Annotated in this window: 12 protein-coding genes and 6 tRNA genes; 9 read left to right on the plus strand and 9 right to left on the minus strand. The window is 50.6% G+C overall.

The window, feature by feature from the left end:
* Positions 1 to 28: 28 nt before the first annotated feature.
* Together mgrA and ypeC are read left to right on the plus strand one after the other, a co-directional pair.
* A complete protein-coding gene (mgrA, locus tag J4614_RS17505; protein WP_000640283.1) occupies positions 29 to 1,027 on the plus strand; it encodes an L-glyceraldehyde 3-phosphate reductase in 999 nt (332 codons plus the stop codon).
* Between the two features lie 113 nt (positions 1,028 to 1,140).
* Positions 1,141 to 1,467, plus strand: a complete 327-nt coding sequence (ypeC, locus tag J4614_RS17510; RefSeq protein ID WP_000490091.1) for a DUF2502 domain-containing protein YpeC — start codon at positions 1,141 to 1,143, stop codon at positions 1,465 to 1,467.
* A gap of 60 nt (positions 1,468 to 1,527) precedes the next feature.
* Here the strand turns inward: ypeC and J4614_RS17515 are convergent, their stop codons facing one another.
* The gene (locus tag J4614_RS17515) at positions 1,528 to 2,769 is read right to left on the minus strand and encodes an Nramp family divalent metal transporter (protein ID WP_071645630.1); all 1,242 of its coding nucleotides are present in this window, start codon (positions 2,767 to 2,769) and stop codon (positions 1,528 to 1,530) included.
* A 342-nt stretch (positions 2,770 to 3,111) separates the two neighbouring features.
* Here J4614_RS17515 and nupC point away from each other — a divergent pair, with 342 nt between their 5' ends.
* Complete coding sequence (nupC, locus tag J4614_RS17520) at positions 3,112 to 4,314, plus strand: nucleoside permease NupC (RefSeq protein ID WP_000376343.1); 1,203 nt, start codon at positions 3,112 to 3,114, stop codon at positions 4,312 to 4,314.
* Between the two features lie 52 nt (positions 4,315 to 4,366).
* Here nupC and J4614_RS17525 read toward each other — a convergent pair whose 3' ends face one another.
* The 3 genes from J4614_RS17525 to J4614_RS17535 form a co-directional block, all read right to left on the minus strand.
* Entirely contained in the window at positions 4,367 to 6,556 is a 2,190-nt protein-coding gene (locus J4614_RS17525; protein ID WP_001112936.1) for a sensor domain-containing phosphodiesterase, read from the minus strand.
* A gap of 190 nt (positions 6,557 to 6,746) precedes the next feature.
* A tRNA-Ala gene (locus J4614_RS17530) sits at positions 6,747 to 6,822 on the minus strand.
* Positions 6,823 to 6,864: 42 nt separating this feature from the next.
* Positions 6,865 to 6,940 (minus strand) — tRNA-Ala (locus J4614_RS17535).
* A 221-nt stretch (positions 6,941 to 7,161) separates the two neighbouring features.
* Between J4614_RS17535 and J4614_RS17540 the strand changes: the two genes are divergently transcribed.
* The gene (locus J4614_RS17540; RefSeq protein ID WP_000472034.1) at positions 7,162 to 7,524 is read left to right on the plus strand and encodes a YfeC-like transcriptional regulator; all 363 of its coding nucleotides are present in this window, start codon (positions 7,162 to 7,164) and stop codon (positions 7,522 to 7,524) included.
* Between the two features lies 1 nt (position 7,525).
* The gene (locus tag J4614_RS17545; protein WP_000826514.1) at positions 7,526 to 7,918 is read left to right on the plus strand and encodes a YfeC-like transcriptional regulator; all 393 of its coding nucleotides are present in this window, start codon (positions 7,526 to 7,528) and stop codon (positions 7,916 to 7,918) included.
* A 53-nt stretch (positions 7,919 to 7,971) separates the two neighbouring features.
* Here J4614_RS17545 and gltX read toward each other — a convergent pair whose 3' ends face one another.
* Entirely contained in the window at positions 7,972 to 9,387 is a 1,416-nt protein-coding gene (gltX, locus tag J4614_RS17550; protein WP_000695623.1) for a glutamate--tRNA ligase, read from the minus strand.
* A 258-nt stretch (positions 9,388 to 9,645) separates the two neighbouring features.
* Between gltX and J4614_RS17555 the strand changes: the two genes are divergently transcribed.
* The 4 genes from J4614_RS17555 (at position 9,646) to J4614_RS17570 (ending at position 10,039) form a co-directional block, all read left to right on the plus strand.
* A tRNA-Val gene (locus tag J4614_RS17555) sits at positions 9,646 to 9,721 on the plus strand.
* Positions 9,722 to 9,766: 45 nt separating this feature from the next.
* Positions 9,767 to 9,842, plus strand: a tRNA-Val gene (locus tag J4614_RS17560).
* 41 nt (positions 9,843 to 9,883) lie between these two features.
* A tRNA-Val gene (locus tag J4614_RS17565) sits at positions 9,884 to 9,959 on the plus strand.
* A gap of 4 nt (positions 9,960 to 9,963) precedes the next feature.
* Positions 9,964 to 10,039: transfer RNA gene (locus J4614_RS17570), tRNA-Lys, on the plus strand.
* Positions 10,040 to 10,253: 214 nt separating this feature from the next.
* Here J4614_RS17570 and J4614_RS17575 read toward each other — a convergent pair.
* Genes J4614_RS17575 through xapA form a run of 4 tightly spaced genes read right to left on the minus strand, consistent with a single transcriptional unit; the run spans position 10,254 to position 13,552 of the window.
* A complete protein-coding gene (locus J4614_RS17575; RefSeq protein WP_208293282.1) occupies positions 10,254 to 11,138 on the minus strand; it encodes a LysR family transcriptional regulator in 885 nt (294 codons plus the stop codon).
* Positions 11,139 to 11,189: 51 nt separating this feature from the next.
* Entirely contained in the window at positions 11,190 to 11,348 is a 159-nt protein-coding gene (locus tag J4614_RS17580; protein WP_000658727.1) for a DUF1427 family protein, read from the minus strand.
* Between the two features lie 58 nt (positions 11,349 to 11,406).
* On the minus strand, positions 11,407 to 12,663 hold the full coding sequence (locus J4614_RS17585; RefSeq protein WP_023219848.1) for a nucleoside permease: 1,257 nt from the start codon (positions 12,661 to 12,663) through the stop codon (positions 11,407 to 11,409).
* Positions 12,664 to 12,718: 55 nt separating this feature from the next.
* Entirely contained in the window at positions 12,719 to 13,552 is an 834-nt protein-coding gene (xapA, locus tag J4614_RS17590) for a xanthosine phosphorylase (RefSeq protein ID WP_001119755.1), read from the minus strand.
* Positions 13,553 to 13,728: the final 176 nt, after the last annotated feature.

Genomic DNA, 13,728 nt, shown 5'->3' on the forward strand with positions numbered 1-13,728 from the left:
ATTTATTCACGCCACAGGGGGAAAGGTCATGATTTATCAGCCCGATGAAAATCGTTATCACACAATGGAGTATCGTCGCTGCGGGCGCAGCGGCGTCAAACTTCCCGCCATTTCGCTGGGGTTATGGCACAACTTCGGCGATGCGACACGGGTAGAAAATAGCCGGGCGCTGCTGCAACGCGCGTTCGATCTGGGCATTACCCACTTTGATCTCGCCAATAATTATGGGCCGCCGCCGGGCTCCGCAGAATGCAATTTTGGCCGCATTCTGCAGGAAGATTTTTTACCGTGGCGTGATGAATTGATCATCTCCACCAAAGCGGGCTACACCATGTGGGATGGCCCTTATGGCGACTGGGGTTCACGGAAATACCTTATCGCCAGCCTCGATCAAAGCCTGAAACGTATGGGGCTGGAGTATGTCGACATCTTTTATCACCATCGTCCCGATCCCGAAACGCCGCTTAAAGAGACGATGAAAGCGTTAGATCACCTTGTGCGCCAGGGCAAAGCGTTGTACGTGGGGATCTCTAACTATCCTGCCGATCTGGCCAGACAAGCTATCGATATTCTGGAGGATCTCGGCACGCCTTGCCTGATTCATCAGCCTAAATATTCGCTTTTTGAGCGTTGGGTAGAGGACGGGCTGCTGGCGCTGTTGCAGGAAAAAGGCGTCGGTAGTATTGCCTTCTCGCCGCTGGCGGGCGGGCAGCTCACTGACCGTTATCTGAATGGCATTCCGGAAGATTCCCGCGCGGCGAGCGGAAGCCGTTTCCTTAAACCAGAACAGATTACCGCCGACAAACTGGAAAAAGTTCGCCAGTTGAATGAACTGGCTGCGCGACGGGGCCAAAAATTGTCTCAGATGGCGCTCGCCTGGGTGCTGCGTAACGATAACGTTACCTCGGTACTGATTGGCGCCAGCAAACCGTCGCAAATCGAAGACGCCGTGGGAATGCTGGCCAATCGCCGTTTTTCAGCGGCGGAATGTGCAGAAATTGACGCTATTCTGGAGGGCCGGTTTTAGCAAAAAATGCTCTCCTTCATGATTTAAGAGTTAAGGCGATGAAACAAATCTTTACTGCTTTGTAATATTGCATTAACAGGCCGGCGACGGCTCGATCGTGAAGGAGAGAAAGTATGTTCAGGTCACTGATTCTGGCGGCAGCCTTGCTGGCTTTTACACCGCTTGCCGCGAATGCGGGCGAAATCACCCTGTTGCCCTCAATTAAATTACAGATTGGCGATCGCGATGATTACGGTAACTACTGGGACGGTGGTCGCTGGCGCGACCGTGATTACTGGCACAACCATTATGAATGGCGTAAAAATCGCTGGTGGCGTCATGACAACGGCTATCATCGCGGCTGGGATAAGCGTAAAGCGTATGAACGCGGTTATCGGGAAGGCTGGCGCGATCGCGACGATCATCGTGGGCGAGGCCGGGGTCACAAACATCATCACTAAGCCTCCTGCTGAATAATAGCCCGATGACGCCCACGCATCGGGCCTGCTATCTTTCTGTCTTTATGACAATCCCATTACCGTTCCAACCAGCAACCAGATATTCAGGGCGACGACCAGCACGACAATTATCCAGCCAATCTGTTTTACCCGCCGCGTGTTCACCAGCTCGCCCATTAGCGTAGCGTTACTGGTGAAAATCAGGAGCGGCACCAGCGCCAGCGCAATACCAAAACTCAGCAGCACCTGGCTCATCACCAGAATTCGGGTAGGGTCCAGCCCCATCAAAATCACAATAAATGAGGGCAGCATGGTAATGGTGCGCCGTACCCACAGCGGAATGTGAAAACGGACAAACCCTTGCATCACCACCTGCCCCGCCAGAGTCCCTACCACGGTGGAGGAAAGCCCTGCCGCTACCAGACTAAGACCAAACACCGTTGCCGCCGCATGGCTTAGTAACGGTTCCAGCGTCAGGTATGCCTGATCGAGGTCGGCGATGCCAGTGTGGCCGCTAAAATGAAACGCCGCCGCGGAGGTCGCCATCATTGCCAGATTGACAAAACCGGCAATCGTCATGGCAATAGCGACATCCCATTTTGTTGCTGAGTACCGTTGTTGCCGCGTTCCGTCGTGCAGATGCTGCGTTAATGACGAGTGCAGATAAATCACGTGCGGCATAATCGTCGCGCCAAGCACGCCGGCGGCTAAGAATACGGCTTCCGGGTTCGGTAGCGCCGGGATAACCATTCCTTTTCCGAGCTGCGCCATATCAGGCTGAGAGAAAAACAGCTCCACAATGTAAGCAGCGGCGACAAAAAGCAGTAAACCGCCGATGACTTTTTCAAGCGGTTTTTGACCGCGGCGTTGTAACATTAAAATCAGAAACGTCGCGATACCGGTCAATACCGCGCCCTGTAATAAAGAGACGCCCAGGATCAGCTTAAAACCTATTGCCGCGCCGATAAATTCAGCTAAATCGGTGGCCATCGCGATGATTTCCGCCTGTACCCAGTAAAACCAGACTACCGGGCGCGGATAATGGTCGCGAATTTGCTCCGCCAGGTTTTTGCCCGTGGCGATTCCGAGTTTTGCCGAAAGGATTTGAATCAGCATCGCCATCAGGTTCGCCCAGACCACCACCCAGAGTAGCTGGTAGCCAAAGCTGGCGCCGGCCTGAATATTGGTCGCGAAGTTACCGGGATCGATATAACCAATCGCGGCAATGAACGCAGGTCCCATTAATGCGAGCCTTAGCTTGCGCGCCGCCCGTCCGCTGCTATTCTCTACGCGATTGTCAGTCATCTTTTGCCTCAAAAACATAGCCTTTGCTATGTTTTATGCTATGTTCATTGATAATGATTATCAAGTGCATTTCAATGGGTACGGGTGATTACTTTGATAGTGTGAAACGATAGACCGATACGATGGCGACCTGTATCAGAACAGTTTGGCTTAACATTACAAGATTAGCACACTGATATAACTTTTCATTTTCATATTCAGTACAGTAAAAGTGTATTACAGATCACTAATTTTGAATCTCGTCACAGGTCCTTATTATAGTGTGTGTTGGATCTCGTTTTCTTTACGGCTGTTGCATAGAATGTGCACGAAAATTAAACCTGCCTCATATTTGGAGCAAATATGGACCGCGTCCTTCATTTTGTCCTGGCGCTTGCCGTTGTTGCGGTACTCGCACTGCTGGTTAGCAGCGACCGTAAAAAAATTCGCATTCGTTACGTCATTCAGTTACTTGTTATCGAAGTATTACTGGCCTGGTTCTTCCTGAACTCGGATGTTGGCCTTGGCTTCGTAAAAGGTTTCTCCGAGATGTTTGAAAAACTGCTCGGATTTGCCAACGAAGGGACAAACTTCGTCTTCGGCAGTATGAACGATCAAGGTTTGGCGTTCTTCTTCCTGAAAGTATTGTGCCCGATCGTCTTTATTTCCGCGTTGATCGGTATTCTTCAGCATATCCGTGTTCTGCCAGTGGTCATCCGCGCTATTGGTTTCCTGCTGTCCAAAGTAAACGGTATGGGCAAACTGGAATCTTTTAACGCCGTCAGCTCGCTGATCCTCGGCCAGTCTGAGAACTTTATCGCTTATAAAGATATCCTCGGCAAAATGTCCCGTAACCGCATGTACACCATGGCTGCAACGGCGATGTCGACCGTTTCCATGTCTATTGTGGGCGCGTATATGACCATGCTGGACCCTAAATATGTGGTCGCAGCGCTGGTTCTGAACATGTTCAGCACCTTTATCGTACTGTCGCTGATCAACCCCTATACCGTTGATGCCAGCGAAGAAAATATTCAGATGTCGAACCTGCATGAAGGCCAAAGTTTCTTCGAAATGCTGGGCGAGTACATTCTGGCAGGTTTTAAAGTGGCGATTATCGTCGCGGCGATGCTGATCGGCTTCATCGCGCTGATCGCGGCGCTGAACGCGCTGTTCGCAACGGTTACCGGTTGGTTCGGTTACAGCATCTCCTTCCAGGGCATTCTGGGTTACATCTTCTACCCGGTCGCATGGGTAATGGGCGTACCGTCCAGTGAAGCGCTGCAGGTAGGAAGTATCATGGCGACCAAACTGGTTTCCAACGAATTCGTGGCGATGATGGATCTGCAGAAAATCGCCTCTACCCTCTCTCCACGCGCTGAAGGCATTATCTCCGTCTTCCTGGTGTCCTTCGCGAACTTCTCTTCCATCGGTATTATTGCGGGCGCGATTAAAGGCCTGAACGAAGAGCAAGGCAACGTGGTTTCCCGTTTTGGTCTGAAGCTGGTGTACGGTTCTACGCTGGTGAGCGTACTGTCCGCCTCTATCGCGGCGCTGGTACTGTAAGTCTGCGTTTAATGTAGAAACCGGGGAGCTATCCCCGGTTTTTTTATGCCGCTTATTTACCTAACGGGCGCGGGCGGCCAATCAGATATCCCTGCAAACTGTGTACGCCAAGCTGCAATAGCAGATCGCGCTGCGCAGGCGTTTCAACAAACTCAGCCACGACGCTCAACGATTTCGCTTTCGCTAAATCAGTGATGGATTTCACGATCATCGCATCCAGGGAGTCCGTCAGAATATCTTTTACGAAACAACCGTCGATTTTAATGATGTCCGCCTTGAGGCGTTTTAGCCGTTCATAGTTTGCATAACCAGTACCGAAATCATCAATGGCGATTTTTAGGCCAAACTTACGCAGCTGGTTGATATTGTGCATACTGATTTCGGAATGAGAGAAGGCCTGTTCTTCAGTAATTTCGATGATGACCGAAGCTGGCGGGACGCCATAGCGTTTAAAAAGCTGCATAATGCGCGACGCCGTCTCTTTTTGCAGCAGCGTCAGCGGCATCAAATTAACCGAGAAACGCGCCCCCTGCTCCGCCGAAGGATGCGCGGACAACCATTGCAGGAGCGCTTCCATCACCTGCATATCAAACCGTACACTCAGGTTAAACTGGGCGATAAGCGGAATGAACTGATTGGGCATCATGATACCGTCGTCGCACCGAAGCCGCGTCAGAATCTCGTCATACCCTTTTCCCTGCGCGTCGCGAATGGGTTGCGCATACAAAACCAGCGCACCACGCTCCAGCGCCTGACGGATTTTCTGCAACCGCAGCACCCGTTCCGTCGTCTGCCCGGAAGCGGCTTCAATACTCTGGGTCAGTGCAAGCACCCGACGATGCGAACAAGATTGCTCCGCCAGCCAGCTTAACTGCCCCAACAGCGGTTGCAAGGTTTCCTGGCGACCATCGAATGTTCCCCACGATGCGCCGTATTCCATGTCCAGACCGGTATTGTTCCAGTAAATTTTGCGGTTATTAAGCACATTGAGCATATATTGCAGGCGGGCTTCCGTCTCCGGTCCCGTCAATACCAGCAATAACTCACTGCCCGGCAGATGGAAAATTTTCTCCTTTTCCAGCAGCAGCGGCTGCAACACGCGAAACACCTCGCGTTCGCAATGCACGCGCATCTGCATACCGTAATGACGGCTCAGAAATTCCAAGTTTTCCATGCGTAAATAACACACGCTTTGCCCGGCATCCTGTAAAAGAAACTGCTCCAGCGCACGCAGGTTAGGCAGCTGCGTCAACGGATCGGTCAACGCCTGCGAGTGCCATTGTCGATTCAACCATTCGCTACGCTGATTAATCCGCGCCATGTACAACAAACAAATACTAAAAGAAATGAGAACTGAAAGGATAAATGCCAGCGAATATTCTGAGCCCACGCCCTGCAGAAAATTGCGGTTATAGCTAAGCAGGAATAGCGCAGTGAGAGCCCAACTAAAATTCAATAGCGGATAGCTGATTTTCCCCACGCCGATGGTAAATCCAATGAACAGGACTGGCACCAGATAGCCAGCAATATACTTTGTCTCGAAAGGCGTACACAGCACCGCTAATAGCGTCGCCAGAGTGGCAAACCAGAGAAGCGTAAACAGGCGTTTTTCTTTGGCGAGATAAGGAGCGATATCCCTCCGCCAGAAAATACGAATATAGTGCGGGCTGACTATCATCCGCAGCGGATAATAGAAAAAGAGGGTAAAAATAAGCGCGGCAGAAATCAGACTCAATAAATCAACAATCGAGAAAATAGCGGTGCCGGTGCCAAAGAAGGTAGAGATGGTCACCGGGAAAGCCAGGTAGTGCCCCGCCAGATGCATACTGATTTTTATGCCAAACGGCGTCATTAACCCTAACCAGAAAACGCGTAGCCAGATGCCTTGGTTGGGTATTCCGTAGCGCCAGCGCGCGCCCAGCTGCCAGCGTACGATAGCGCAAACCAGCAACACGGGAAACGTCTGGCAAAATAGCAGCACCATCGCCTGTGGCAGAGGTAAATGAAAATTCCATTCATTAGTCAACATCATTCCGCCTACCATCGGCGCGACGCCACGGCGGCCAAATAAGAACAGCACGGAAAACATGACGCAGAGCGGTAGCCAGGCCAGAAAGATATAGCTGGAATCAATTGTGGCGCGGGGAGAAATGAGACGAGATAGCAGAATAGCCGGAACGGTCAGGCAGAAAGCCAGTAAAAATATTTTTATATTTTTTAATACGTTACACTTATCCGGCATTGCTTTAATGCTCACATCATTATATAAGGCGCATGAATAATAAGTATATTCGCATTATGAAGCAATCTAACAAAAGCTCATATTGACCGCAAAAGCAGCGGCAAACAAACGCACCTGAAGAACAGATCAGACGCCATGAATTTTGTGACAAAAAGCAAAAACCCCCGCTTTTCAGCGAGGGTTTGAATATTGGTGGAGCTAAGCGGGATCGAACCGCTGACCTCTTGCATGCCATGCAAGCGCTCTCCCAGCTGAGCTATAGCCCCATAGTGCTTTTACGTATACGCCAAATTTATCGGGAGTAAATTTGGTGGAGCTAAGCGGGATCGAACCGCTGACCTCTTGCATGCCATGCAAGCGCTCTCCCAGCTGAGCTATAGCCCCACTACGTAAAGCTTGTCGAGTTGACGGGCGGCATCATATGAATTCCCTCGGCATGTGTCAACGGCAAAATGAACTTGCCGAATTCAATCGCTGAAAAAGCATTCAAATAAAGGACATTGCGGCACAACTCGCATTCAGTAGTTAAACACGTCACGGTTTCGACTAAAATGGTGCTATAAAATGAACCACTAATTAACCCCACGACTATTCAGGGAATCGTTATGTTCAAGGAACGGATGACGCCAGAAGAACTCGCTAATCTCACCGGTTACAGCCGACAAACCATCAATAAATGGGTACGGAAAGAAGGCTGGGCAACATCGCCCAAACCTGGCGTCCAGGGCGGTAAAGCCCGTCTGGTTCATGTAAACGAACAGGTTCGTGAGTATATCCGCAGCGCTGAACGTTCAGTTGACCATCACGCAGACACATTCACGCCTGCCAGCAACGCATCGCTTGAAGCGCTGCTTATGACGCTCGCCAAAGAGATGACCTCATCCGAGCAGAAACAGTTTACCTCTCTCCTCGTGCGTGAAGGGATTACCGGTTTGTTACAACGCTTAGGGATACGCGATAGCAAATAATATGAAAAGATTACGCAGTAAAATGACCACTGAAGAGCTGGCTGAATGCCTCGGCGTGGCCAGACAAACCGTCAATCGCTGGATCAGAGAACAACACTGGAAAACCGAAAAATTTCCCGGCGTCAAAGGCGGACGCGCAAGACTCATCCATATTGATGCCAGCGTGCGGGAGTTTATTCTCAATATTCCGGCTTTTCGCAAACTGCCTGCGTTTTATCAGGCGGAAGAGGCTTTCGCAGAATATGCGAACGCGGCGCACAGTCACGCTTATCGACAAATTATTGATGCCGTTGAAAATATGTCTGCTCAGGAACAGGAAAAACTGGCGCTGTTTTTATCGCGGGAAGGTATTCGCGGATTTCTGACGCGTTTAGGTATCAATGAGGCGGACTAACAAATAATAAACGGCAGGCGTCTGCCCTGCCGTTTATTCTGTTTCAGCTGGCGTTACTGCTGGCTTTCACGCTCGGCGATAAAGCCCAGCGCTTTGTTGATGCGCTCAATGCTGCGGGTTTTACCAATCGCATGTACGGTGACATCCAGCGCAGGCGACTGCCCGGCACCGGTCACAGCCACACGCAGCGGCATCCCTACTTTACCCATCCCCACTTCCAGCTCATCCGCCGTGGCCTGAATCGCGTGGTGGACGTTTTCTGCTGACCAGTCCGTAATCGCCGACAGCTTGTCGCGCACCACTTCCAGCGGCTGACGCGCCACCGGACGGAGGTGTTTTTTCGCCGCATCAGCGTCAAACTCGCTGAAGTCTTCATAGAAGTAGCGGCAGCTCTGCGCCATCTCTTTCAGAGTCTTGCAGCGCTCGCCCAGCAACTTCACCAGTTCAGCAAGCTGCGGGCCGTTACGGGTGTCGATATTTTCCTGCTCGATATGCCACTGCAAATGCGTCGCCACATATTCCGGCGCCAGCGTATTGATATAGTGGTGGTTCAGCCACAGCAGTTTATCAGTGTTGAACGCGCTCGCAGACTTGCTCACCGCACCGAGGGAGAACAGCTTGATCATCTCTTCGCGGGTGAAGATCTCCTGATCGCCGCTGGACCAGCCCAGACGCACCAGATAGTTCAGCAACGCTTCCGGCAGATAACCGTCATCGCGATACTGCATCACGCTCACCGCACCGTGACGTTTAGACAGCTTTTTACCGTCGTCGCCGTTAATCATCGACACATGTGCGTACATCGGCACCGGCGCGTTTAACGCTTTCAGAATGTTAATCTGGCGCGGAGTATTGTTGATATGGTCTTCGCCACGAATCACATGGGTAATTTCCATATCCCAGTCGTCCACCACCACACAGAAGTTGTAGGTTGGGGAACCGTCGGTACGACGAATGATCAGATCGTCCAGCTCCTGATTGCTGAATTCGATCGGGCCACGGATCTGATCATCAAAAATAACGGAACCGTCCTGCGGGTTGGCAAAGCGCACCACGCATGGCTCATCGTCGGCATGATGTTCGTGACTGTGACGGCAGCGCCCGTCATAACGCGGCTTCTCGCCTTTCGCCATCTGATCTTCACGCAGTTGCTCCAGACGCTCTTTAGAGCAGTAGCATTTATAGGCCGTTCCCGCCTCCAGCATCTCGTCAATCACCGCGTTATAGCGATCAAAACGTTTGGTCTGAAAATATGGGCCTTCGTCCCATTCCAGGTTCAGCCAGTTCATACCATCCATGATGGCTTCAATGGCTTCCGGCGTGGAACGCTCAAGATCGGTGTCTTCAATACGCAGCACGAACTCACCGCCGTGGTGACGTGCGAAAAGCCAGGAATAAAGAGCAGTACGCGCGCCGCCGACGTGCAGATAACCTGTCGGGCTAGGCGCGAAGCGAGTTTTGATTTTCATGAAATGGCCTTACGTTTATAAAGATGCCGACAACCGGCAAATCCTGGAAAGATGAATAGCCTTGTATTCTATCACTGTGGCTTGATTCCTCAATGTTGATCCGGTCAGAACGCTGCGCTTTGCTATTTCCGTATAGAAATCATGCAGTGCGGGGTAATTCACGATCGTTTTGTTTAATTTTACGACGAACAAACAAAAACTTTAGAAAATGCGTTGACTCATTTTCAACTCTCCCTATAATGCGACTCCACACAGCGGGGGTGATTAGCTCAGCTGGGAGAGCACCTCCCTTACAAGGAGGGGGTCGGCGGTTCGATCCCGTCATCACCCACCAACTACTTTATGTAGTCTCCGCCGTGTAGATAAGAAATTGAGAAGTGGGTGATTAGCTCAGCTGGGAGAGCACCTCCCTTACAAGGAGGGGGTCGGCGGTTCGATCCCGTCATCACCCACCACTTTCTCGCCAGCTAAATTTCTTATTGTGAAGTACCGAAGTGGGTGATTAGCTCAGCTGGGAGAGCACCTCCCTTACAAGGAGGGGGTCGGCGGTTCGATCCCGTCATCACCCACCACTTCGGGTCGTTAGCTCAGTTGGTAGAGCAGTTGACTTTTAATCAATTGGTCGCAGGTTCGAATCCTGCACGACCCACCAATGTAAAAAAGCGCCCTAAAGGCGCTTTTTTGCTATCTGCGATATGGAAGATTCGAACCTGCCACAGGTTCGGGTCTTGCCTGATGCGCTGCGCTTATCAGGCCTACAGACGACACCACACGCGTAGGCCGGATAAGACGTTAGTCGCCATCCGGCACAGACGACACCGCACGCGTAGGCCGGATAAGACGTTAGTCGCCATCCGGCGCAGACATCATACCGTCAACGCCGCCACCAGTTTCTCCAGTGCTGGCGTTGCCTGCTGCTGGTCATACACAATATACAAATCCGCCGGAATACGTTCCTCTAACGGACGGAACACCACACCCGGCCAGCTCATTTGCGCATAGCCATCAGCCATCAACGTAATCCCAATCCCCATACTGATCATCGCCAACACCGTTTGCGGCTCAACCACTTCCCGAATAATCATTGGCGAGAAACCCGCCTGTTGGCATACACGTTGTAAAAATCCCCAATCAGAATGCACGGAAGGCAGCGTGACAAAATATTCATTGCGCAACGCCGCCAGCGGCACAGAATCTCTGGATGCCAGATCGTGATCTTCCGGAACTGCAACCATGAATGCAGATTCATGCAAACGTATGCTGGTAAAACCGACTGCCGGTTCGATAGCCATACGCCAGATCCCTGCATCAAGCTCCCGACGCTCTAACAACGCCATTTGCATACCTGGAGACTTTTCGCGAAAAAGTACTTCAACATTGGGGTTTGCTTTCAAAAAGTGACGCATCGCAGGGCGCATTCTTCCCCACAGCGCCGTACCAACCACACCCAGTTCAATGCGCCCCGCGTCACCGCGACCAATCTGCTCCACTCGCGCCAGCGCCTGATTTGCATTGGCTAACAAGCGACGTGACTCCTCCATTAAAACTTTCCCAGCATGGGTTAATGCAACGCTGCGGGAATGACGAATAAACAACAATGTACCCAGTTGCTGTTCAAGTTCTTTGATATGGATACTCAAGGGAGGTTGTGACATATTTAACCGGGCAGCAGCCCGGCCAAAATGCAATTCTTCTGCAACAGCGAGGAAATAACGTAATAGCTTTAGATCAATACGATGGGCTCGTTCCATCACTATCGCACTCCAGCAATAAGGGATAACGTCTGGAATTTACCATATTACCTAGTAAAAAATAGATTTAACGACAAGATACCCAATATACATAAATACAATAGATAACACCCCGGGTAAAACATTTGGTGCAGGAATAGGTATACGGCATAAAGTAAAAAATGCGCCAATACCAAATCCAATACCGGAGGAGAGAATAATTTCTTTCATGCTGTGTCCTTGTTCATAAAAATGGACTGGCGAACATCCTCTCGCCAGTCAAATAAAATTAATGTGCTAATGATTTGGTCAACAATTTTTCTGGATGGTGCTGATATTTAAAGAACAATGCAAAAATAACGGCCAATGCCAGAGCGTAGGCGGCAAAGACCAGCCAGATGGTTTGCCAATCTTTTACACCATCAATAGAAAAATAATCCACGGCCATACCGCTTAAAAGAGACCCAATCCACGCCCCCACGCCGTTAACCATGGTCATAAACAGCCCCTGCGCGCTGGCGCGAATACTTGAGTCCACTTCCTGCTCTACAAATACCGACCCTGAGATGTTGAAGAAATCAAATGCGCAGCCATAAACAATCATCGACAGCAGCAATAGCACAAAGCCAAACGGGGATGGATCGCCAAAGGCAAAGAAGCCGAAACGCAGCGTCCATGCCAGCATGCTCATCAGCATTACCGTTTTAATACCAAAGCGTTTAAGGAAGAACGGAATGGTGAGGATAAAGCCCACTTCCGCCATCTGCGAAACTGAAAGCAAGATAGAGGGATACTTCACCACAAAACTATCGGCAAACTCAGGATTACGGGCAAAATCATGCAGGAACGGATTACCGAAGACATTGGTAATTTGCAGCACCGCCCCCAACATCATCGCAAACAAAAAGAAGATTGCCATGCGTGGATTTTTAAACAGAACAAAAGCATCCAGTCCGAGCTTACTGGCAAGCGTGGTGTTCGCCTTCTTCTCGGCTACCGGAATTTTCGGTAACGTCAGCGCATACAGGGCCAGCAATAACGATGCGCCAGAAGCGATGTATAATTGCGCACTGCTCAGTTCCAGCCCCATCAGGCTCACCGTCCACATCGCAACAATAAAACCTATTGTGCCGAAAACGCGCACAGGCGGAAATGACGTTACCGGATCCTGACCTGCTTTCGCCAGACAGGAGTACGAAACGCTATTGGATAATGCAATCGTTGGCATATACGCCATCGCATTAACCAACATCACCCAGAACATCGTCTGGGGATCGGTAACGGTGGTGGCGTACAATAACGCCCCCGCGCAAACCAGATGGCAAAGCATATAGGCTCGTTCAGCGCGCAGCCATTTATCAGCAATGATCCCCATAATGCCCGGCATGATAATCGCTGCCAGTCCTTTTGAGCTGTAGACCATACCGACATTCGCGCCGGTAAAATCCAGTGTATTGATCATGTAAGAGCCCAGGGTAACCAGCCAGCTCCCCCAGATAAAATATTGCAAGAACGACATGACTTTTAAGCGGGACGTAATACCCATTTTTTTATTCCTTGCCGTGAGATAAAGCCCCAATACGGGGCCGTAGTCATTGTGTTTAGGCCAGCTTACGTAAAAAGCCGCAAATCAGATTTATAAAGTTCTGCCGAGAAAGTTCAGCCGCAGCCAGCGTTTGCGCATGGGAGAGTTTTACATCGCCCAGCCCTTCCGCCAGATTGGTGATCGCTGAGACGGCAACAACTTTGAGACCACAATGACGTGCGCTAATCACCTCAGGGACAACGGACATTCCGACCACATCGCCGCCAATAATCTGCATCATGCGGATTTCTGCCGCCGTTTCGAAGTTCGGACCCGGATAAGAAACAAATACGCCTTCAGTGAGGGGGAATCCCTCCTCTGCCGCAACGGACTGAAGCATGGCGCGATAATCTGCGTCATAAGCATTAGCCAGCGAGAAGAAGCGATCGCCATAACGATCATCGTTTGGCCCCACCATCGGCGTACCGGGCATCGTATTAATGTGATCGCTAAGCGCAACCAGGCTACCCGGCCCCACTTCCGGACGCAGAGATCCTGCCGCATTGGTGCAGAACAACACTTCACAGCCCAGTAATTTCAACGTGCGAATGGCATCGGTCATCACCGCCATTCCACGCCCTTCATAAAAATGCCCGCGGCCTTTCATACAGGCCACCGGAACACCCGCCAGATGGCCGAGCACCAGTTCACCAGCATGGCCGTGTACGGTGCTGACGGGAAATCCCGGCAATTTCTCGTAAGAAATGGCTACCGCATCTTCGATTTGATCCGCCAGAGCACCCAACCCGGAACCTAAAATAAACGCGACTCGCGGGGTAAATGCCGGTTTATGTGCATGAATAATATCAACACAATACTCAGGATTATGAGAAAAAAGAGCGTGAGGCATAAGTTTCCTTGTTCTATCGGATTTAATTTGACTCCTTTTTATAACGACCATCGCCCCTTGCTGACCAATACACTTTTCACGTGTCATCAATAGCCATTTAATATCGATAGATTTAGATCGCTTCTGTATTAATACAGAGGTAAAACAGTATTGGTTTTTGCTTGCACTTCATATTA

The organism is Salmonella sp. 32031103-2018-00083-FB-01-SM-01, assembly GCF_017571995.1.
Classification (GTDB): domain Bacteria; phylum Pseudomonadota; class Gammaproteobacteria; order Enterobacterales; family Enterobacteriaceae; genus Salmonella; species Salmonella enterica.

What these genes read in the sequence shown, in the direction of transcription:
- mgrA (WP_000640283.1), top strand. Translation starts at nt 29, where the DNA reads ATGATTTATCAGCCCGATGAAAATCGTTATCACACAATGGAGTATCGT.
- ypeC (WP_000490091.1), top strand. Translation starts at nt 1,141, where the DNA reads ATGTTCAGGTCACTGATTCTGGCGGCAGCCTTGCTGGCTTTTACACCG.
- J4614_RS17515 (WP_071645630.1), bottom strand. Translation starts at nt 2,769, where the DNA reads ATGACTGACAATCGCGTAGAGAATAGCAGCGGACGGGCGGCGCGCAAG.
- nupC (WP_000376343.1), top strand. Translation starts at nt 3,112, where the DNA reads ATGGACCGCGTCCTTCATTTTGTCCTGGCGCTTGCCGTTGTTGCGGTA.
- J4614_RS17525 (WP_001112936.1), bottom strand. Translation starts at nt 6,556, where the DNA reads ATGCCGGATAAGTGTAACGTATTAAAAAATATAAAAATATTTTTACTG.
- J4614_RS17540 (WP_000472034.1), top strand. Translation starts at nt 7,162, where the DNA reads ATGTTCAAGGAACGGATGACGCCAGAAGAACTCGCTAATCTCACCGGT.
- J4614_RS17545 (WP_000826514.1), top strand. Translation starts at nt 7,526, where the DNA reads ATGAAAAGATTACGCAGTAAAATGACCACTGAAGAGCTGGCTGAATGC.
- gltX (WP_000695623.1), bottom strand. Translation starts at nt 9,387, where the DNA reads ATGAAAATCAAAACTCGCTTCGCGCCTAGCCCGACAGGTTATCTGCAC.
- J4614_RS17575 (WP_208293282.1), bottom strand. Translation starts at nt 11,138, where the DNA reads ATGGAACGAGCCCATCGTATTGATCTAAAGCTATTACGTTATTTCCTC.
- J4614_RS17580 (WP_000658727.1), bottom strand. Translation starts at nt 11,348, where the DNA reads ATGAAAGAAATTATTCTCTCCTCCGGTATTGGATTTGGTATTGGCGCA.
- J4614_RS17585 (WP_023219848.1), bottom strand. Translation starts at nt 12,663, where the DNA reads ATGGGTATTACGTCCCGCTTAAAAGTCATGTCGTTCTTGCAATATTTT.
- xapA (WP_001119755.1), bottom strand. Translation starts at nt 13,552, where the DNA reads ATGCCTCACGCTCTTTTTTCTCATAATCCTGAGTATTGTGTTGATATT.